Consider the following 21,612-nt stretch of genomic DNA (forward strand, 5'->3'; position numbering starts at 1 on the left):
GATTAATTTTTAGGTTGTAGAGTTTTGTTAACTTCACGAAAGACATGGTAAAAAAGTTAGAAAATCACAATTTAAATATTTAATTCATTTTTATTCAACAGAGTTTTTTCAGTATTTAGTTTTAAAAGGATGAATTTCTTTCGGTTCTATTTTTACTTGATAAGGTTTATTATGATATTTATAAATTAAGTCAAAATATATATCATCAATATGTTTTATACTGCTGTCGTTTTGAAAAAATTGATGTGATTTGTAATTATTTATGTTAATTGGTTTTAAATTAAATAAAAATGTTGTGTTATCAATTTCTGGTTCAACATCAGGGTATAAATGACTAATTTTAATTATTGTTTCAGATGAATTATCTGAATTGAAGTCATTTGTAAAAAGTGGATTATTTAAAGAATTGTCAGAATAAAAGTCTAAATCAAATGAATTGTTTATATATAAATCTAATCAATTAGAAATATTTACAATATCTCCTGAATTCTTTTTATTAAAATCAACAAGTAATTTTTCTATTTTATCCTTGATTTTTAAAGGCATTAAGGCTGTTTTATCAAAATATTTTGTTTTATTTTGTATTAGATAATTTAATCAACTTACAGAAAATATTTTATTTTCGAACTTTTTAACATATTCATCAAAAGATAAAAAATTAGGTAAATAAGCAACAACAATTTCACAATAAGTAATATCGTTTTTAGTTCGACTTGTGAAGTCATATTTAATTCAATAATTATTTGTATTTGAATTTTGATTTTTAGGAATGTTAAGTTTTATATAATTCTCAATACCGATTTTATGACTTTGATTCCCTTCAATTCGTTCTATTTCTCGATAACCAAGAAATTCAGGCACAACAGTATGTAGCTTCCATAAGCCGAATGTTTTATTTTTTCATTCATTTGTTTCAGTAACTAATTTATCATTAGAAACAACTTGATTTAATCAAGAAAAATCAGCATTTATATCGCCAAATTTACGATACACACTTTTTTGATTTAAAGATAAGTCAATGCTATATAAATACTTAAGAGGGTTTCAAGAAGTATTTAAATAAAGATAATCATTTAAAAGAAATGAATAGTACTGTGAGTTTAATTCAGATTGAAGAATTGGATTATCGCGTTCAGGATTAAAATATTTTTCTTCAGGAATTTCCGTGTCAGTAAATAGCCCCATATGTTTTTTAAGTTCTGGCGTTTCTTGAACAACTTTTATATCAAAATTAGATTCTGCAGTTAAAAAAATATTTTTATAATGTTCATCGACTAAATACTTTTTATAATTTACATATTGAGTTAAATACATTGTGTACATATTTTGCAGAATTAATTTTCTAAAAGTCAAGTTATTTTTTAAATCACTTAATTTTGAATTTTCATCTATTACTAATTTTTTCAGCTCCACTGATTCATTTAATTCATTAATTCTTAATTTATTTTCATTTATAGCTTTTTCTAATTCTGGCGTTAAGGTGAAACTTTCATTATTTTTGTTCTGATCATACTGAAAATTCATAATAGTTTTTAGTGCTTTATAGGGATCTGTAATGTTTGGTAAGATGGTATTGTATTTTTCAGATTCCTTAAAACTTGGTCATACTTTATATTTATTTTTTTGCTCACAACTAGCAGAAATTGCAATTGGAATAAATAATGTGCATGATGGCAATAACAACAATCTAAATATTTTGGATTTCACTAGCATATGTAACCTCCATCTCCATTATTATTTCTTTGTAAGCATTTATTAAAATATTTAGACACTCATCAAGTTTTTCTTTATTGTTTAATGTTTTCCTTAAAATATTTTGTGCATTCACAAGTATCTTGTTTAGCTGTGGAAAAGTAATACTTGAGTTAACACTTAATTCTTCAGATTCTGTTTTTAATTGAATGCTTATTTTCTCAGTAGAAGAATCAAATGAAGTTGAGCTTTGAGAATTCTTATTTAAAAGAGAACCATAGGAGTTATATTCAGAAACTTCTGCTTGTATATCAATCATATTTTTATTGAAATTTTCAAATTCAAATTCAGCAATTTTATCAATAAAAGCAATAATTTTTTTCTTGTTAATGTTGTTTTGTTTTTCAACAATTTTTTTTATCTTTTTTAAAACATCGGAGAAGTTAAATATCTTAGATGAAGCTGTAAGAACATATTTAAATCTATTATCATTATTAGCATCATAATTATTAATTCGTATATTATCTAATAATTTTAAGGAAAAATTATTTTGAACATAATTTGTAAAGTTAATATTATTTAAATGAAAAATCCCATGTTTGTAAGTATTTTGATTACTTTTGTATGTCGCATAAAGTTCATACATTTTTTCATAATTAGGTAATCCAAAGCCAGTTCTATTAAAAGAATTATTCGGTTGTAATCCATCTATTTTTAAAGCTAACCCAGATTTTTTGTCGATATTATTTTGTTGAACTAATGCTGATGAATGAGCTAATAAAACTTTAATAATATTAGGAGAAATATTTTCTGCAAACTGAGTTTGTAAAAGAGAAATTAATCCAGTTATCATTGGAGCAGAAAAACTTGTTCCTCTCATGTTATTCATATCTTCAATAAATTCTTTTCCATATTTTTCTAGATGTTTTGGAAACTCACTGATGTTGACTTGTTTTTTACCTTTGTTATAGTCTCAAAAGTCTCCAAAACTTGATATAAAAGGATTTAGTCCTCTGTTTGTAGAATCATATAAAGAAAAATCAGATGGTTTTTTGTCATATGTAACAGAACCAACTGTTATTATGTTATTTAAAAACAAGGAATCAATATCTTTTCATTGTTTCATTTTTTCATAAACACTTATTAAAAAATTTTTATTTCAATCACTTTCAGCACCTGTTGTTTTATCAGGAAAAGTAAAATAAAAATTGCGCACATCATTTAAAAGATTATTAACATAAGGTTTGAATTTAGTTTTAATATATTCAATAAATTTTTGAAGATTTTTAAGCTCATTTACAGACAATTCAGGCATTTTTATTTTTGTTAATTCATCAATTAAATTATTAATAAATTGTTTATGTGAAATTAAACCATTTTTAGGGTATCATTCTCTCTCAAACTTTTTCTTAATTTTTACATATCATTCATCGTTTGTTTGAGATGAATTTCCAGCAGAAAAAATAACTGTAGCATTATGTTTTAGTATAAATTTATTAAAAATTTCTCTTTGTTTTTTCAGTGCAAAATATTTATTTTCTATCAAATCAAGTTCATTAAATTCAACATTTGAATTTTTTATTTCAATTTCTAAAGCACCAGGATCAAAGTTTTTTCATTTAACTAAATCTATTATGAAAGCCATTTTTTCTAAAAGATTTAAATAGTTATCTAATATAGGCTTCATAACACCTTTATTTTTTGATTTAATAGGGTTTAGAATTTTATCATTAACTCATTCGTAATAAAAAGGAGCGTGTGTACCAAAACTACAATTTATAAGTTTTACATTATTCTTAGCAAATGTTTCTAAGATTTCCGTTAATTTTTCTTCATTATATTTTGCATAAAATATTTGTGCATTTCTGTTAATTCCTATGTCGCTTCCAATAATTGTTGTAACAACTGCTCCATGTTTTTTTATACCTGAATCTCATCTATCATTAAAATCTAAATAATTAATGTTACCTACTTTAGTCCCACGTCTTATATTTTTCATTCAATTTTCATAATTATCTTTATCATTTCCGATTTCAATAATTCCTACATTTAATCCAGGATTGCTATTTTTTATAATATTAATTTCATTGTTATTTACTTTTTGTATTGTGTCAAAAACTTTCATTTCTTTAAAATATTTATCAAGAAATTGTCAATATGGTTTATTTTTGTTGTCATCATTGTAATTCGTTTTAATTGCACTTAATTGAAACGCTGAAAATGAAACCATGGTGCTTAGAGAAAGAAATTTTATTATTTTATTTATTTTCATTTTAAACCTTTATTTATTAATTTCATCTATAAGATCATCATCAAGAATTCGACCAGTTTCTGGTCCTTTATAATGAGATGAGTAGTCTAATTTTTGGAACATATTTATACTATCTTCAGGGGAAAATCATATCCTTAGTTTGCTGGATTTATATTTTTCCGCTTGTTTAATAAGTATTTGTTCGACTTTAACAGAATTATCAGGAATTGAAATTTTAAAGTATTCAAATATATCATTTAATGTGACAGAATAAATACCTAAATTATGTTTTTCATTTTTAGGTAATGATATTTTAAAAATAGAGGTTACATTATTAGTAACTTTAAAATCATTCAACAAATCATCATTGTTAACATTATGTTTTAAAAAATCTTCAGGATCTTCAAATCTAAAATAAAGAGGCGTATTTGACGCATTGTTCTTTAGAACTTTAATATTATCGCTTGACTTATTTTGTCAATATTTTTTGTTTTCATCTCCAAATATTTCTGAATCTCTTTTAAAACTTTTGTTATTTATAAAAACGTCTGAAGGAATATTTTTGTAATAATCAATATGATCAATTAGAAAATTTACAGGTTTTCAATGTACATACAATGAATTAAAAAATTCATAATATGTTAAAAATTTAGGTAAATACATAAAAGTAATTTGAATAAATTTTTCGTTGCTCTTATAAAAATTTAAAACATCTATTTTTTTATAATATTTTCCATCTATGTGCCTTAAATTATCAGGTATATTTAGTTCAAAAAAATAATCAGTCACATTATCTTTATCAATATATCCTTTAAGTTTTGGAATTATTTTAAATAATTTAGGAATACTAGTTACAATTGTCTGTCAGTTCGGATTTTTCTTTCAGTTTAAAAGAAAATGAATTCTTTCCATATATGTGTAATATTCATCATAAAGACTCTCTGCATTAGTTTCTATATCATTAACATATTGTATTTTGTTATCATTTGTTAGTTCAGCATTAAAGTTTTTAGAGCTTAGTATTTCAGAATTCAATTCATCGCTTACACTGAAATTTTGGAAATTTTGAGTTTTTATAATTTTTAAAAGTGTAATGTATGCATTTACATAACTTATATAAGCATTTATGTTAGAAATGTCATTAAGCCTGTCTTTTAATTTTTTAGTACCTACATCATTAGCATCTGAACTTTCTTCAGCTTTAGATATTGAAGAAATTTCTATGTTTTCATAATTCTTCTGTATGTCTTTTAAAAAAGTAATTTGTTTTTTGATTTCATCATTTAAAACATGCTCATTCTCAGGAATTTGAATAAATAATTCGGAGTTTTTTAGGTATTTTCTGGTTTCATCTTTAGCTTCAACTTTTTTATTTTCAGTCATATGGCAACTACTTAAAAATAATGGTGTTGCACAAGTTAAAATTAATCATTTTCAATCTGTTTTCATGTCGCCTTCTTATATAAATAATTATTTAACTTTTTAAATTGAACAAATCAAAATCTTAAAATTTATAATCAATATTATGCAAAATTTCATTAAATCATTTATTTTTCATATTTTCATTTAAATTGTTTCTTAATTGTGTATATTAGTAGAAAAAATTTATACACATAACGCTATATGCTTGTTAACCGCATATGGCGTTTTATATTCTAAATTTGATTGCGGTCTTTCGTTGTTGTATCAACTAACGAAATTGTTAATTAGATTATACACTTTAGAAAATTTCATTTCAGCAGTATTGTAGAAATCAAAAAGTTCGCGCTGAAAAACTGAAAATAAATATTCAGATGGTCGATTTGCTAAAGAGTTACCTTTTGGTGACATTGATTGTTTTATATTATGTTTCTCTAAAAATTCTTTTAATTCATAATTAGCATATTCCAAACCATGATCACTGTGAAAAATTCGCGGACTAAAACCGTACTTTTCTAAAGTACTTTTTAAAAGATTTATAGTGGATTGAGCAGTTCTATCGTCAGATAATGTTCAACTAAGGATTGAATTAGAATAAGTTTCAGTAATTACATGTAAATATTTTCAACCGTCATTTACCTTAACAAATTTAATATCAGCATGCAGTTTTTCACCAAAATAATTTGATGAAAAATCTCCTCCAACTAAATCTTCAGTTCAAACCTTTTTAAACTTATCTTCTTTCGGATTCTTCTTAGACTTTTTGTTTTGTAAGCTTTAGATTTATAACCTGTTTTTATATAGTTAATTCAAAATACATATGACGATACTCTTTTACGTTTAGTGCTTAAATACTTATGGTAAAGTTTATCTCTACCTATAACTTCACCTGATTTTTGAGCTTCGCATAAAATTCAATTCATTAACTTTTTGTCCAAGTATTTTTCCGTTGGATCACTTTTAGTTTTCTTTTGGTGGTTGTTGTAAAATACACTTCTTGAACATTCAAAAAAGTCAGATATCCCTTTTATATTAATTCTTGATAGTTTAGTTTTGTCATATTCTTTAATTTCTTTAAAAATTTCAGACTTCTTAATTCCATGTCTTTCTAAAACTCTTGTTATAGCTCACTCAATTGCTTCGCGTTCATTCGGACCTAAATCATCAAAAGTGGGTTTTTTTCTTCTTAGGTCTACCTGATTTTGATTTCAATAATAACATATCTATATTATAAAGTTTCAATCAATTTGTAATTAGTATTCAACCATAATGATATGCATCAGCTTTTGTTTTTCCCTTTCATTTATATCTATCAACTCAATATTCGTTAGCAAACGCTTCAGAAGCATAAGCTAAACCATAATTCTGATTTAAATTTATGTATTTTAGTTTTTCTGTAACTGTAAATTGTTTTAAATTCATTAAAAAACACATCCCTTCTTTTAAAAGTGAATGTGTACATAATTTTTTCTACTAACTTATGAATGTCTTTTAAAAAAATAATTTGTTTTTTAATTTCATCATTTAAATCGTTTTGATTTTCAGGAATTTGGATGAATAATTCTGAGTTTCTCAGATATTTTTTTTCTTCATTTTCTTTATTTTGAGTCATGTGACAACTGCTTAAAAATAATGGTGTTGCAAAAGCAAAAATTAATCATTTTCAACTTGTTTTCATTGTGCCTTCTTTTACTGTATATAAAATATTATTTAACTTTTTAAATGACATAGAACAAAATCATATAAATTGCAAGTAATATTTTGCAAAATTTCACTAAACTTTTTATTTTTCACATTTTTTATCTAACTTTTCTTAAATTATGAAAAAACAAGAAAAGCAAACAAAAAAGTCAGTTTACACTGACTTTTTATAATTTGTCTCATTAAAGACTATTTGTTAAGTGGTTGTCATTTTCAGTATCTAACTTCATCAATGTCAATTCCAACTTCTTTAATGTATTGGTTGTGGTATGCAATTTTATCTTCCATTAATTGAACGAATTGTGATGCATCTTGTCCAAATACAGCTTTAGCAGCAGTGATTGACATATGGAATCTATCCATTTCACTCATTAATCTAATGTCGAATGAAGTAGTAATATCACCGTGTTCTCTATATCCGTGAACGAATAAGTTGTGGTTTTGACGTGAGAAGAAGATATCTCTAATTAATCCTTCAAAACCGTGGAATGCGAATAATACTGGTGCGCTTGTTGTGAAAATAGCATTGAATTCAGCATCTGATAATCCACGTGGGTCAATACTTGGGTGACGTAGTCTTAGTAAGTCAACTACGTTAACAAATCTAATTTTTAATGATGGGAAGTGTGAGTTTAAGATTGAAACTGTTGCTAGAGCTTCTAAGTTTGGTTCTGTACCTGAAGCAACTACAACTAGGTCTGGATTTTCATCCATTGAACATGTTGATGCTCAATCAATAACTTTAAGTCCTTTATCAACTAATTCTTGAGCTTCTTCAACGTTGAAGAATTGGTCTCTTGGTTGTTTTGAAGCAACGATTAAGTTAATAACGTCTCTTTCTCTGTAAGCTTTATCTAAAACAGCTAATAATGTGTTTGAGTCAGCAGGTAAGTATTCACGAATTAATTCTGGTCTCTTATCTGCTAAGTGTCCTAAAATACCTGGATCTTGGTGTGTATAACCGTTGTGGTCTTGTTGGAATGCTGTAGATGTAGCAATAACGTTTAATGATGGATAATCTTTTCTTCATCCAATTTTTCTAGCTTTAACAACTCATTTCATGTGTTGTGTTAGCATTGAGTCAATAACTCTTAAGAATGATTCGTATGATACGAATACTCCATGACGTCCTGTTAGAACATATCCTTCTAAGAATCCTTCAGCTTGGTGTTCTGAAAGTTGTGAGTCAATAACTCTACCAACTGGTCCAACAGCTTCATCTAATTCAACATCAACTCTTTCTAATCATTGTCTGTTTGTTGTTTTTAAAACAGCGAATAATCTGTTTGATTTAGTTTCATCTGGTCCAAATACTCTGAAGTTGTCAGGGTTTCTCTTAATAACTTCAGCAAATCAGTTTCCAGCATTAACCATATCTTGATCTTTACGATCACCAGGTTGTTCAATGTCTAATGCAAATTGTTTTCAATCTGGTAAATCTAAAGCTCTTGGGTTAATTCCACCGTTTGTAATTGGGTGCATTCCCATTCTCTTGTCACCTTGTGGTGCAATTTCTGCTAATTCAGCTTTAAAGCTTCCGTCTTCGTTAAATAATTCTTCTGGACGGTATGATAATAATCATTGTTCTAAGTCAGCTAACATTTCAGGGTTTTCTGATGTAACTGGTAATGGAACTTGGTGTGATCTAAAGCTTCCTTCATATGTTAAACCATTAACTTTGTGAGGGCAAGTTCAACCTTTTGGAGTTCTAACAATAAGAGCTGGTCAAATAGGTCTTTTTGCTTCTTCAGCAGGTTTTTGTCTTGCTTCTGCTTGGATAGCAAGAATTTTTTCAACAGCTAAGTCAAATGCTTTAGCCATTGGTTCATGAATACCTTCTTGGTCAAAAACATCTGCTTCAACAAAAATAGCTTCTCATCCGAAACCTCTTAACATATCAGAAATTTCTTCATTTGTTTTACGAGCCATAATTGTTGGGTTAGAAATTTTTCCACCGTTTAAGTGTAAGATTGGTAATACAGCACCATCGTTTACTGGGTTAATGAATGATGTTGAGAATCATCCAGCTGCTAATGGACCTGTTTCAGCTTCACCATCTCCAATAACTGTTGCAGCAATAATATTAGGGTTATCTAAAATAGCACCTGTAGCATGTGAAAGTGCATACCCTAATTCTCCCCCTTCGTGGATTGAACCTGGAGTTTCAGGCGCAGCGTGAGAAGCTGTTCCACCAGGGAATGAGAATCTTTTACACATTCTTTTAATTCCCTCTTCATCTTTTGTGATTTCAGGGAATAATTCTGTATAACTTCCGTCAAGGTATGAGTTTGAGATCATAACTTGTCCACCGTGACCCGGACCTTCAATGTAAAACATTTCTAAGTCATATTTATTAATAACACGGTTTAAGTGTGCATAAATTAAGTTTTGTCCTGGGATTGTTCCTCAGTGACCGATAGGGTACATCTTAACATCTTCTGCTTTTAACCCACCTTTAACAAGTGGATTGTTTCTTAAGTAGATTTGTCCTACTGAAAGAAAGTTAGCAGCACGTCATCAAGCATGTACTTTATCTAAATAGTCTTTTTGATCAAATTTTGACATGTTTGTTATCCTTTTGTATTATTAGTAACACATTAAATACTAAGCAGAAAATGCTTTTTTAACATGTAATATAATTATTACATTTTTTTAAAAATTCCTTAATTAAAAATATAGGTATAAAAACCCTTGTTTTTAGTAATAAAAAGCATGTAAATTCAATAAAATTTTGCTTAATTTGCATAAAAACTTTGATTTTTAAAAATCTAATTTTTAACAAATAAATGTTTTAAAAACAAGGTAATGATTATGGATCAATTGATTTAAAAAATATTTTAATTTAATATGAAATTTAAAAATTTAATTTAATATAATTGTTAATAACAATAAATAAATTATGCGCCATAATTAGCATCTTTAATTAGTTAATTTTTTGGTAAAATTACTATGCTAATAATTAATGGACAGGTTCCAGCTGAAAGACTGGACGTAGGTTGGTTTTAGCGCTAAAACAATTTATTTATATATCACAAAATCATAATAATATTTTTTAAAAGAAAGGATTAAATTATGGCAAAATTAGATTTCGACCGTAGTAAAGAACACGTTAACGTTGGAACAATTGGTCACGTTGACCACGGTAAAACAACTTTAACAGCTGCTATTGCTACAGTTTTAGCTAAAAAAGGATTATCAGAAGCTCGTGATTATGCTTCTATCGATAACGCTCCAGAAGAAAGAGCACGTGGAATTACAATTAACACATCACACATCGAATACCAAACAGAAAAACGTCACTATGCACACGTTGACTGTCCTGGTCACGCTGACTACGTTAAAAACATGATTACAGGGGCTGCTCAAATGGATGGTGCTATCTTAGTTGTTGCTGCAACTGATGGACCTATGCCTCAAACACGTGAACACATTCTTCTATCTAAACAAGTTGGTGTTCCTCGTATCGTTGTATTCTTAAACAAATGCGACATGCTTGAAGGTGAAGAAGACATGATTGAACTTGTTGAAATGGAAATCCGTGGATTATTATCAGAATACGGATTCGATGGTGACAATGCTCCAATCATCCGTGGATCAGCTCTAAAAGCATTAGAAGGTGATGCACAATACGAAGAGAAAGTTATGGAATTAATGGATGCAGTTGACTCATACATTGAAACTCCAGTTAAAGAATTTGACAAACCATTCTTAATGGCTGTTGAAGATGTTTTCACAATTACAGGACGTGGAACAGTTGCTACAGGTCGTGTAGAACGTGGAACATTACACTTAAATGACGAAGTTGAAATCGTTGGATTAAAACCTACTAAGAAAACAGTTGTTACAGGAATCGAAATGTTCCGTAAAAACCTTAAAGAAGCACAAGCAGGGGACAACGCCGGACTATTATTACGTGGTGTAAACCGTGAAGAAGTTGAACGTGGACAAGTTTTAGCTAAACCAGGTTCAATCGTTCCTCACACAGAATTCGAAGCTGCTATTTATGTACTTAAAAAAGAAGAAGGTGGACGTCACACACCATTCTTCAAAAACTATAAACCACAATTCTACTTCCGTACAACAGACGTAACAGGTGGAGTTGAATTTGAAGCTGGACGTGAAATGGTTATGCCAGGTGAAAACGTTAACTTAAAAGTTAAATTAATCGCTCCTATTGCGGTTGAAGAAGGAACAAAATTCTCAATCCGTGAAGGTGGACGTACAGTTGGTGCTGGTTCAGTAACAAAAATTCTTAAATAATTATTTTCAACAAACAAAACATCTTGCTTTGCAAGATGTTTTTTGTTTAAATGTATATAATTTTAATACTATGTTAAATATTGTTTTATATCAACCAGAAATTCATGTTAATACAGGTAATATCATTAGAACTTGCTATGCCTTAGGAGCAAAGCTTCATATCATTAAACCAATTGGTTTTGATTTACATCCTAAATGACTTAAACGTGCAGGAGCAGGACGTTTACTGTCAGACATTGAACATGAAGTTCATGATTCTTATCAAGATTTTGCTAATAAATACAAAGATAAAAATATTTATTATATAACCAGATACGGGCTAAAAACATATGATCAAGTTGATTTTAAAAATGAATATGACACTAAGCAAGAAATTTGATTAATGTTCGGAAGAGAATCGACTGGAATTGATAAAAATGTTTTAAAAGATCATATTGACAACTGCTTAAGAATACCGATGGTTTCCGCTATGCGTTCAATTAACTTAGGTAATTGTGTAAGCATTATTAGTTTTGAGGTTATGCGTCAGCTAGATTGAAATGATTTATCATTGTATGAAGTTGAAAAAGGGAAAGATTTTTTATTAAAACATGACAATTTTAAGTAAAAATAATCAAAAGATAAAAGACATCATAAAACTAAAAGATAAGAAATACAGGGATAAAAGTAAATTGTTTTTAGTTGAAGGCTATCATTTGGTAAATGAAGCAAAAGAAAAAGGTATTTTAGTTGAAACCTTAGAATTAATTGACAAAAACAAGTTTGATAATTCAATTCAAGTAAGTCCTGAAATTTTGGCATCATTAACTGATACAAAAACCCCTCAAGGTATAGTTGGGGTTTGTAAAATATCTGAAAATAACAGTGACATAGGTTCAAAAGTTTTGGTTTTGGATAATTTACAAGATCCAGGTAATGTTGGAACTATTATAAGAACAGCCAAAGCATTTGGTTTTAATGATATTATTATTAGCAATTTTGACTATTTTAATCCTAAAGTAATTAGATCATCTCAAGGGGCATTTTTTAAAACTAATTTATATAAAACAAATAATACAAGACATGAATTGATAAACCTAAAATCACAAGGTTATACAATTTACTCAACAATCTTAAACACAAACGCCAAACAACTTAATAGCGTAGTTGTCGATGACAAAAAACTAGTTATAGTAGTAGGCAATGAAGGTAATGGTATTAGCAAAGAAGTCCAAGAAGTTTCTGACTTTGGACTTTATATACCAATCGAATTTGAAAGTTTAAACGTAGCAGTTGCTACAGGAATTGTTTTAAATCACTTTTACAATGATAAAAAGAGGTAATTATGGATATGAAAGTGCAAGATATTATTAAAAACATTGAAAAACAAGAGTTTAATTTAGATTTTGAAGGTTATTCTAAAAAGCAAGTTGATGCTTTTTTAGAAAAACTTTCTAATGCCTTAACTTCACAGTTAAGTGACATTAATGACTTAAAAGATGAATTAAAAAAATATAAAAAACTTTATAAAGCAACTTTAGATTCTTATGGAGCTTGTCAAGAAGAGTTGAATAGATACAAGAGTGAAAGGAAAAAACTAGATGAACAATAATCAAGATTCAGAAAAAGAATACAAAAATTGAATCCAATGATTCCCTGGTCATATGGCAAAAGCCACAAGGGACATTAAAGAAAAAGCGAATTTAGCTGATGTTTTTATTGTTGTTTTAGATGCAAGATGTCCTATTAGCTCTTATAATGAAGATTTTGATTCAATAGCCCCACATAAACCACGTTTATTTATTATTACAAAAAGTGATTTAATGGATAAAACTAAAAAAGCTAAGATTGAAGCAAGGTTCAAAGGTGAAAAATTACTTTGATTAGACCTTAGAAAAGCATCATCAAGAAAACCGATATTAAATGCTGTGAAATCTTTAATGACCGAAAAAATCCAAAGAAACAAAGCTAAAGGAATGCTAATTACAAGAATGAAATCATTTGTTCTAGGAGTTCCAAACTGTGGTAAGAGTAGTTTAATCAATCTTGTTTCAGAAAAAAGTAGTTTAAAAGTTGCGAATTATCCAGGGGTCACAAAAGAAGTTAAGTGAGTTGTTAATGGTGAGTATCTATTCTTAGATACTCCAGGAATTTTATTACCTAGATTTGAAGACCAAGAAGTAGCTGTTAAGTTGCTTATAACAGGAGCTATAAAACTTGAAAACTTTCCTTTAGAATTTTGTGCTAGTTCAATGTATAAACTTGTGTCTAAGTATTATCCAGAAAGAATACAAGCCTTAGGCTTAGTGCCAAGCGATGACAAAATTGAAGTTTACAATCAACTTTATGAATATGGTGAGAAATTTAAAATTTTCAAAGAAAAAGGAAAAGTTGATTGAAACAAAACTTATATTCAATTCATTAATTGAGCCAAAAATCTTGATAATGTTACTTATGATTAATTCCTAAAATACTGAAATTTTTACACTGTTTAGTTATAAACAGTGTATTTTTTATATAATTTAAATTATGACAAATAACAATTATGATGCAAGTAGTATTAAGCAATTAAAGGGTTTAGAAGCCGTTAGAAAAAGACCGGGAATGTATATCGGTTCAACCGATGTAAATGGTTTACATCACTTAGTCTGAGAAATTGTTGATAACTCAATTGATGAAGCTTTAGCAGGTCATGCAACCAAAATTAATGTTGTTTTAAGACAAGATGGATCAGTTTTAGTGTCTGACAACGGTCGTGGAATTCCTGTGGATAAAGTTAAGGGTGAAAACAAAACAGCTGTAGAATTAGTCTTTACAGAGTTGCACGCTGGTGGAAAATTCAGTGATCAAGCCTATAAAACTTCTGGAGGTTTGCATGGAGTTGGTTCAAGTGTTGTTAATGCCTTATCAACCAAATTAATAGCGACAGTGTCAAGAAACAATAAGTTGTATCAAACAATTTTTAATCAAGATAAAATTGTCCAAAAAACGCAAGAAATTGGAACAAGTAAAGAAACGGGTACAACAGTGGAATTTTGGCCTGATTATGCACTATTTAGACGAGCTAAGTTAAATTTCTACAGAATTTCAGAAAGATTAAAAGAAAGTGCTTTTTTAGTATCAAATCTAAAAATCACATTAACTGATCAAATTGAAAATAAACAAGAAGTTTATCAGTACAAAGATGGATTAAAGTCATTCTTAAGCTTCTTAAATGACTCAAAAACTAACTTAATTGATCCAATTTCATTCAAAGGTGAAAGTAAAAATATTGAAATAGATTTTGCATTTCAATGAACGGATTCATATAATGAAACAATTTTAAGTTTTGTTAACAACGTTAAAACAAGAGACGGTGGAACTCATGAACAAGGTTTAAAATCTGCATTTAATAAAACCATTAATGAAATAGCCACAAAAGAAGGGGTTTTAAAAGGTGGAAAAACTTTTGATTTTGTCGATATATCAGAAGGTTTATCTGTTGTTTTATCACTGAAAGTTCCTGAAAGCTTACTTGAATTTGTTAGTCAGACGAAAGATAAATTAGGTACACCTGACGCGAAAACCGCAGTGGAAGATGTTGTTTCAAAAAACCTACAACATTGAATTAGTACAAATAAAGATTCTTGAAAGAAAATTTTAAATAAAATCAAAAGTGCCTATGACTTAAGAATTGAAGAAAAGAAAAACAAAGAAGAAGCTAGAAAATCTAAAAAAATTCTTAAAGAGAAAACAATTTTAAGCGATAAATTAACCCCAGCAACTTCGAAAAAAGTTGAAGAAAAAGAATTATTTTTAGTCGAAGGAGATTCGGCTGGTGGTAGTGCTAAAAGTGGAAGAGACAGAAAATATCAAGCAATTTTACCGCTAAGAGGTAAGGTTATTAACTCAGAAAAGAAAAAATTATCTGATGTGCTTAAAAACACTGAAATAAGTACAATTATTAACACAATAGGTGCCGGTTTTGGTAAAGACTTTGATGCTTTAAAAGCACAGTATGGAAAAATTATAATCATGACAGATGCCGATACTGACGGAGCCCACATTCAAGTTTTATTATTAACATTTTTCTACCGTTTCATGAAACCTTTGATTGACCAAGGAAAAGTGTTTATTGCGCTTCCACCTCTATATAAGGTGCTTTTAAGTAAATCTAAGCAAGTTAAATATGCTTGAGATGACGATGACTTAAAAGATATTTTAGACAATACAAAAGAAAGTTATGAACTACAGCGTTATAAAGGTTTAGGCGAAATGAACGCCGATCAACTTTGAGAAACTACAATGAATCCTGAAACGAGAACATTAATTCAAGCAACCATTGAAGATGCTATGCGAGCTGAACGTAGAATAAGTGTTTTAATGGGTGAAAATGCTGAATATAGACGTGAATGAATTGATCAAAACGTTGATTTTTCAGCAGAAGATGATTATATTGAAAAATTAACTGACAAATTAGATTTTGCTGAATAGAAAAATAATTCTTTAATACCTATGCGCAAGCACAATAAGAGAATTTGTAAAAGATAAATTTTTAATTTTTTGTGTTATAATTTATAGGCTTTATAACTGATATAAACATATTAGCTAATATTTTAGAAAGGATTATGAAATGTCAAGAAGAGATGTCTTAACAGGTAGAGGTCCTCAATCAGGAAACAAACGTTCTCACGCATTAAACGCTACAAAAAGAAAATTTAATGTAAACTTACAAAAAGTTAGAGTAACAGTTGATGGACAAAGACTAACATTAAAAGTTAGTGCAAAAACATTAAAAACCTTAAAAAACAAAGGTTTAATCTAATTTTAGATTTATATTCACTACATAATAGAAAAACGCCTTGATCAAGCGTTTTTTATTTTGCTTTTGCAATAAAAAAACTTGCTTATAAAGAAGCAAGTTTAAGTATCTTATTCTAAATTTGAACCTGTTTTGTTTTTAAAGTTCATTTTGATTGGACAACCTTTAAAATCAAAAGTTTGTCTTAATTGATTTTCTAATTGTCTTTGATAAGAGAAGTGTAAGAATTTTTTATTGTTAACAAAAAATGTAAATGTAGGAATTTTACCGTTTTCTTGACGAGCAAAATAAATATGTAATCTACCACCATTATACGATTGAGCTGGTTGAATTAATTGAATTTCCATTAATAAGTTTGAAAGTAAAGCAGGTTTAATTTTTCTTTCAAGATTGTTTCTAACTTCAGCAATAGTTTTGTATAAAGTATTTAAACGTTGATTAAATTTAGCTGAAATAAATACAAAAGGCACTCAAGGAACAAAGTGAAATTTTTGTCTTAATTTCTTTTCATATTCAGCCATAGTGTTTGTTTCTTTAGCAATTAAGTCCCACTTGTTAATAACCATAATAATTGGTTTTTCATTTTCAAGTGCATAACCAATAATTCTTGAATCAAAGTGTGAAATTTCAGGTTGGGAAGCATCAATAACAATTAAAGTTAAATCTGCATCTGATAATGAATTCATAGCACGCATTAAGGCATAATGATCAACTGATTCAACAAGTTTAGATTTTTTAGTAATTCCGGCAGTGTCAATAATGTTGTATAACTGTTCATTAATAACAACATCAGCTTTAACGCTGTCTCTGGTTGTACCTGCAATTTCTGAAACAATAGATCTTTCTTGTTGAGATAAATTGTTTAATAGTGAACTTTTTCCAGCATTTGGTTTTCCGATAATAGCTAATTTAAAACTATCTTCTTCTTGAATATCGTCAAAGTCTAGATACTCAACACATTTATTTAAAACATCTCCAATACCTTCACCATGAAGCGCAGAAATACCAAAAATATCATCAACACCTAAACGATATCAACTGTAATCAAATTGTTGATTTCCTTCAAGCTTATTTGCAACAGCAATAATTGGTTTTGATGAACGTCTTAAAATATTCATAATGAACATATCATCATTTGTTATTTCTGAATTTCCATCAAATAAAAATAAAATTACATCAGCTTCTTCAATAGCAATTTTAGCTTGTGTTTGAATTTGTTCCTGAAAAGGACGGTTCTCAATTTCAATTCCACCAGTGTCAATAATTTTAATATCGTGTCCTGTTCAGTGAACGGTTTCATATAAACGGTCTCTGGTCACACCTGGTTCATCATGTACGATTGAAACACGTTTACCAATTAGTTTGTTGAAAAAAGTACTTTTTCCAACATTAGGTTTACCAACAATAGCGACTGTATTACGCACTTAAACCTCCTTTTTGCTTAACTATTTCTAAGATTTTGTCAATTACTTCTTCCATTTCCATTGATGTTGAATCTATGTAAACAGAATCAGGTGTTCTTTGTAAAGGGTCTAATTGACGGTGAAAATCTTGTTCATCACGAAGTTTAGTTTCAACAATAACTTCATCTAAAGTTATGTCATAATTCATAGCTCTTAACTGTTCGTATCTACGTTTTGCACGAATTTGTGGGTCAGCAAATAAGAAAACTTTAACTTCTGCATGTGGCATGATTTTATAAGTTGTATCTCTACCGTCGATAATATAACCCTTATCCTTTAGAGTGATTTTTTGTATAAAATCAACCACAAATTCTCTAACTCTAGGGATTTTTGCAATAATCGGAGTTATTTTTGAAATAAACTCTGAACGAATTTGTCTTGAAATATCTTCGCCGTTTAGCATTGTTACATCGTTAGGTAGTAGTTGAATTTTACAATCAGCTAAAATGTTTTCCATTTGAACTGGATCATTGTTTTGTTCTAATAAATATCCATGTTTATTAGCTTGATAAGCTACAGCACGATAAATGCTTCCGCTGTTAATAAAAGTATAACCAAGTATTTGTGCAATTTGTTTGGAAATGGTACTTTTTCCTGCGCCACTTGGTCCGTCAATAGCAATATTAACTTTCATAATTAACCCTTTCTAATCCTTTAAAATTCATAAACAAAAACACACAGCACGTTAAATGTCAATTTTATTAACAATTATAGTCGTGGTGCGTGATTCTTGGTTTTCTTGATTCACATTTTTATTTTGACTGATTATGTCTAATAAATATAAATTTGGTTTATCACTGTCGAATTCGTATTTGTTAACAAAAGTACCATCAAGCTCTAAGCATGCTTGATTGGTCTTGTTTAATTGGTCTAAAATCATCCTGTATGAATTGTAGTTGGTGGCAAAAAGTTCCTCATTAATTCTGTTTTGAGGACAAGCATTTTTAAAAGGAGTAAATTCAGTTTTAAGCTGTGCATTTTTAGTCAATGAATTAATTCATTGAATTTCTGAAATTAGTTCCTTATCTTGATTTATTGCTAAGTTTTTTAAGCGTTGAAATAAGATACTTTTATTCATGATTTTAGCCTTATATTGATATATAGTATTTTACTAAAATCTAGTTCCTTTTGAACTAAAAACTACAATAAATAAAAGTAAATAAAAAATATCTGTCTTTTAAGCCTACGTCACTGGCTTAAACAGATATTTTTAGTTAAATGCTTTTTGCAGATATTTGTTAAATTTTTCAAAATCTAATTTAGCGATTGAATTTAAATAATTTCAATTAGCTTTAATTATATATGTCATATATTCAGTATTGTCATTAAATAGTGAAGCTAATTCAATTTTTTCACTAAGTTCATATTCATTTTGAAAAACACCTTTTTCATACTGATACGGAGAAGAATTGACAATAAAAACACAATAATTTAAAAGTGATTTATAAAATCATTTTTCAGAAATGTTTTTTCTTCATAAAATACCAGAAACATAGTCTTTTAGACTTGAAATACGATCAGGAACTATTCTGGTGTTTTTAAATTGAGTTTTAACAAATTCGCATTCATCATAACGAATTTGTTCGTATAGCCTAGTGTCAAAGGCTTGAAAGTATTCGGAAGTAATAATTATTTTAGGTTCAGTTTTATTTTTGTTGTTGTGATAATAAAATAAAGTGATATAAATTACAATTACAAGAACTTCAAAACAAGTTAGATAAAAAATTAAAGCTTTTACATTTGAAAGAAAGTTAAAGTTTTCAATCATAGAACTTGAAAAACTAAAACTTTTAATAGTGTTAGTACCCACTAAAATAAAAAAAACAATGTCAATCAAAAATGCTACTAAACCAATTGCTGATTTAGTAATTAGTTGATTTTGTAATCAACTAAAAACAAATTTAGCTTTAGCAAAATGATACACTCTTTGTCTGATGCTTGTCAGCACCCTATAAAGAATGAAAAGAATAATTGTAAATAGAATTATCATTAAACTATCTACAAAAGTTATTATTGAATTATTCATAATATTATTTTACTAAATATAAATATATAAAAATGTATAAAATATAAGCATGGGATTTTTTAAAAAATTAATTAACAAAGTTTTCAAAAAAGATGAAGTAACTCAAGAACAAAAAGTTAAAGAATTACAACAAGAATTTGAACAAAAACAACAGCTTGAAGTAATTAAAAGTGATAAGTTCCAAAAATATGAAGAAGGATTTAATGCTTCTTCATCTTTTGGTAAACAGTTGCTAGAAATTCAAAATAGACACATAAAGATAGATGAAGAGTTTTTTGAAGAATTAGAAGAACTATTAATTATGTCAGACATTAATTCAAACTTAGTTGATGTTATGATAGAAAGAATTAAATCTGAAGTTAGGACAAATAACATTGATGATCCAAAACTGATCGGTGAAATAGTTGCTGATCAAATGTTTGCAATTTATACAAATGATTCGATTGTTAATACTAACTTAAACTATGAAGATGGTAGATTGAATGTCTTTATTTTTGTCGGAGTCAATGGTTCAGGTAAAACCACTTCAATCGCTAAAATGGCTTATAAATACATCAAAGAAGGTAAGAAAGTTTTAATAGCAGCTGGCGATACTTTTAGAGCTGGTGCAGTTAATCAATTAGGTGTTTGAGCAGATAGAATTGGTGCAAACATTGTCAAACCTGACAAAGAAGGCGCTGACCCTTCAAGTGTTGTATATAAGGCTTGTCAAATGGCTGTAGAGCAAGAATATGATTTATTAATCATCGATACAGCAGGTAGATTACAAAATAAAGTCAATCTAATGAAAGAACTTGAAAAAATGGTAGGCGTTATTCATAAGTTTGTTGAAGACGCACCACATGAAACTATTTTAGTACTTGATGCAACCACTGGTCAAAATGGATTATCTCAAGCTAGAGGTTTTAAAGAAGTATGTGATTTAACTGGTATTGTGTTAACTAAAATGGATGGAACAAGTAAGGGTGGTATTGTTTTATCAATTAAAGATGAATATGATTTAGATGTTAAATACGTTGGTTTAGGTGAAAAACTTGATGATTTACAAGAGTTTGATTTAGAGTTATTTATTTATCAAATGACTAAGGATCTAATCAATGAATAACAGATCGATGGAAGCAGTTGTTAAATATAACAAACTGTTTGATTTGTATGAAAATTTATTAACTCAAAATCAAAAGCAAGTTTTTAAATTATATTTTCAACAAGATTTATCATATGCTGAAATTGCTGAAATAATGGCAACTACTAGAAGCGCTGCGTTTGATACACTTAAAAAAGCATTAGCTAAACTTGATAAACTTCATGATTCATTACAATAATCAAAACAACCTATAAATAGGTTGTTTTTCATATTTAAAAGTTATACTTTTAAATTTGGTTTTTATTAACTAAATTGGGTATAATAAACATATGAAAAAAACAAGTCAATTTTTTATGGTATTTTTGCTATTTTATTTGTTGTAGCTTTTCTAGCTTCATCAATTATGGCTTCAATATTATTTACTAATGAATATGGAAATTCACAATTTGTATTAAATAATGATTTCAGCACAACATATGTTTATTCATTTACAAGTGGAACATTAGATGGTCAAATTTTACAGTGAGTTTCACTGTTCTTACCATTATGTTTTGGATTTATTTTTTACTTAATTCAAAACGTTGTATTTAAAGAAGAAAAATACTTAAAAGCAAATGCTTGTGTTGCTGTTTTAACAACTTTATTCTTTACATTTGTAAGTTTAATTTTAATTATTTCAGCAGTATTGGCTGTTAAAAACCTTGACATTGTCTTAACAGGTAAAAACTTTAAAGGACAAGAAGCTCTACAAAACACATTAGAAAGTGATAAATTAACAATTATTTACTTTGCTGTTGCATTCCCTGTAATTTACTTAGTATCAGCAATTTTCAATGTTGTATGATTTAGAGCACGTTCAAAAAGACTTTACGGTTTACCAAAAGAAAACAAAAAAGACAAAAAGGTTAAAAAAGCTTAATTTTAATAATTTTCAAT

At 28.1% G+C, this 21,612-nt stretch carries 21 protein-coding genes; 10 read left to right on the forward strand and 11 right to left on the reverse strand.

The genetic code is table 4. The features are described from left to right. Positions 1-90 precede the first annotated feature (90 nt). The 7 genes from FG904_RS02830 to FG904_RS02860 form a co-directional block, all read right to left on the reverse strand. Positions 91-1,713: a hypothetical protein gene (locus tag FG904_RS02830; RefSeq protein ID WP_139592403.1), complete on the reverse strand. Its 1,623-nt coding sequence runs from the start codon at positions 1,711-1,713 to the stop codon at positions 91-93. Continuing rightward, complete coding sequence (locus FG904_RS02835; protein WP_139592404.1) at positions 1,688-3,964, reverse strand: S8 family serine peptidase; 2,277 nt, start codon at positions 3,962-3,964, stop codon at positions 1,688-1,690. The genes FG904_RS02830 and FG904_RS02835 overlap by 26 nt, the downstream gene beginning before the upstream one ends. A gap of 9 nt (positions 3,965-3,973) precedes the next feature. Beyond that, complete coding sequence (locus FG904_RS02840) at positions 3,974-5,392, reverse strand: hypothetical protein (RefSeq protein WP_139592405.1); 1,419 nt, start codon at positions 5,390-5,392, stop codon at positions 3,974-3,976. Positions 5,393-5,548: 156 nt separating this feature from the next. Beyond that, positions 5,549-6,136 carry a DDE-type integrase/transposase/recombinase gene (locus tag FG904_RS03500; protein WP_179950153.1) on the reverse strand — a complete coding sequence of 196 codons (588 nt, stop codon included), beginning with the start codon at positions 6,134-6,136 and terminating at the stop codon, positions 5,549-5,551. After that, positions 6,067-6,285 carry a hypothetical protein gene (locus FG904_RS02850; protein WP_139592406.1) on the reverse strand — a complete coding sequence of 73 codons (219 nt, stop codon included), beginning with the start codon at positions 6,283-6,285 and terminating at the stop codon, positions 6,067-6,069. Before FG904_RS02850 ends, FG904_RS03500 begins: the two co-directional genes overlap by 70 nt. A gap of 404 nt (positions 6,286-6,689) precedes the next feature. After that, positions 6,690-7,040, reverse strand: coding sequence for a hypothetical protein (locus FG904_RS02855; protein WP_139592407.1), 351 nt, complete (start codon positions 7,038-7,040; stop codon positions 6,690-6,692). A gap of 212 nt (positions 7,041-7,252) precedes the next feature. Then, positions 7,253-9,628 carry a phosphoketolase family protein gene (locus FG904_RS02860; protein WP_139592408.1) on the reverse strand — a complete coding sequence of 792 codons (2,376 nt, stop codon included), beginning with the start codon at positions 9,626-9,628 and terminating at the stop codon, positions 7,253-7,255. Between the two features lie 507 nt (positions 9,629-10,135). Between FG904_RS02860 and tuf the strand changes: the two genes are divergently transcribed. The 7 genes from tuf (at position 10,136) to rpmB (ending at position 16,106) form a co-directional block, all read left to right on the forward strand. Beyond that, on the forward strand, positions 10,136-11,323 hold the full coding sequence (gene tuf / locus FG904_RS02865; RefSeq protein WP_139592409.1) for an elongation factor Tu: 1,188 nt from the start codon (positions 10,136-10,138) through the stop codon (positions 11,321-11,323). Between the two features lie 70 nt (positions 11,324-11,393). Then, positions 11,394-11,930, forward strand: coding sequence for a tRNA (cytidine(34)-2'-O)-methyltransferase (locus FG904_RS02870; protein WP_139592410.1), 537 nt, complete (start codon positions 11,394-11,396; stop codon positions 11,928-11,930). Further along, positions 11,914-12,645, forward strand: coding sequence for a TrmH family RNA methyltransferase (locus FG904_RS02875; RefSeq protein WP_139592411.1), 732 nt, complete (start codon positions 11,914-11,916; stop codon positions 12,643-12,645). The genes FG904_RS02870 and FG904_RS02875 overlap by 17 nt, the downstream gene beginning before the upstream one ends. A 2-nt stretch (positions 12,646-12,647) precedes the next feature. Continuing rightward, positions 12,648-12,914 carry a DivIVA domain-containing protein gene (locus FG904_RS02880; RefSeq protein WP_139592412.1) on the forward strand — a complete coding sequence of 89 codons (267 nt, stop codon included), beginning with the start codon at positions 12,648-12,650 and terminating at the stop codon, positions 12,912-12,914. Continuing rightward, a complete protein-coding gene (gene ylqF, locus FG904_RS02885; protein WP_139592413.1) occupies positions 12,904-13,764 on the forward strand; it encodes a ribosome biogenesis GTPase YlqF in 861 nt (286 codons plus the stop codon). Before FG904_RS02880 ends, ylqF begins: the two co-directional genes overlap by 11 nt. 67 nt (positions 13,765-13,831) lie before the next feature. Beyond that, the gene (parE, locus tag FG904_RS02890; protein ID WP_139592414.1) at positions 13,832-15,775 is read left to right on the forward strand and encodes a DNA topoisomerase IV subunit B; all 1,944 of its coding nucleotides are present in this window, start codon (positions 13,832-13,834) and stop codon (positions 15,773-15,775) included. A gap of 139 nt (positions 15,776-15,914) precedes the next feature. Beyond that, positions 15,915-16,106, forward strand: a complete 192-nt coding sequence (gene rpmB / locus FG904_RS02895) for a 50S ribosomal protein L28 (RefSeq protein ID WP_139592415.1) — start codon at positions 15,915-15,917, stop codon at positions 16,104-16,106. Positions 16,107-16,213: 107 nt separating this feature from the next. Here the strand turns inward: rpmB and der are convergent, their stop codons facing one another. From der to FG904_RS02915, 4 genes are all read right to left on the reverse strand, one after another. Next, entirely contained in the window at positions 16,214-17,527 is a 1,314-nt protein-coding gene (gene der, locus FG904_RS02900) for a ribosome biogenesis GTPase Der (protein WP_139592416.1), read from the reverse strand. Further along, the gene (gene cmk / locus FG904_RS02905; RefSeq protein WP_139592417.1) at positions 17,520-18,200 is read right to left on the reverse strand and encodes a (d)CMP kinase; all 681 of its coding nucleotides are present in this window, start codon (positions 18,198-18,200) and stop codon (positions 17,520-17,522) included. Before cmk ends, der begins: the two co-directional genes overlap by 8 nt. Positions 18,201-18,251: 51 nt before the next feature. After that, a complete protein-coding gene (locus FG904_RS02910) occupies positions 18,252-18,644 on the reverse strand; it encodes a hypothetical protein (RefSeq protein WP_139592418.1) in 393 nt (130 codons plus the stop codon). 132 nt (positions 18,645-18,776) lie between these two features. Next, a complete protein-coding gene (locus tag FG904_RS02915) occupies positions 18,777-19,592 on the reverse strand; it encodes a hypothetical protein (RefSeq protein WP_139592419.1) in 816 nt (271 codons plus the stop codon). A gap of 49 nt (positions 19,593-19,641) precedes the next feature. On the opposite strand from FG904_RS02915, the gene ftsY reads away from it, so the two are divergent. The 3 genes from ftsY (at position 19,642) to FG904_RS02930 (ending at position 21,595) form a co-directional block, all read left to right on the forward strand. Next, positions 19,642-20,697, forward strand: coding sequence for a signal recognition particle-docking protein FtsY (ftsY, locus tag FG904_RS02920; protein WP_139592420.1), 1,056 nt, complete (start codon positions 19,642-19,644; stop codon positions 20,695-20,697). Beyond that, positions 20,690-20,914 (forward strand): sigma factor-like helix-turn-helix DNA-binding protein, encoded by a 225-nt coding sequence (locus FG904_RS02925; RefSeq protein WP_139592421.1) that lies wholly within the window; start codon positions 20,690-20,692, stop codon positions 20,912-20,914. The genes ftsY and FG904_RS02925 overlap by 8 nt, the downstream gene beginning before the upstream one ends. 165 nt (positions 20,915-21,079) lie before the next feature. Continuing rightward, positions 21,080-21,595 carry a hypothetical protein gene (locus FG904_RS02930; RefSeq protein WP_139592422.1) on the forward strand — a complete coding sequence of 172 codons (516 nt, stop codon included), beginning with the start codon at positions 21,080-21,082 and terminating at the stop codon, positions 21,593-21,595. Positions 21,596-21,612 lie beyond the last annotated feature (17 nt).

The sequence above is a fragment of the Mycoplasma nasistruthionis genome, from assembly GCF_006228185.1.
GTDB classification, from domain to species: Bacteria; Bacillota_I; Bacilli_A; order Mycoplasmatales; family Metamycoplasmataceae; genus Mycoplasmopsis; species Mycoplasmopsis nasistruthionis.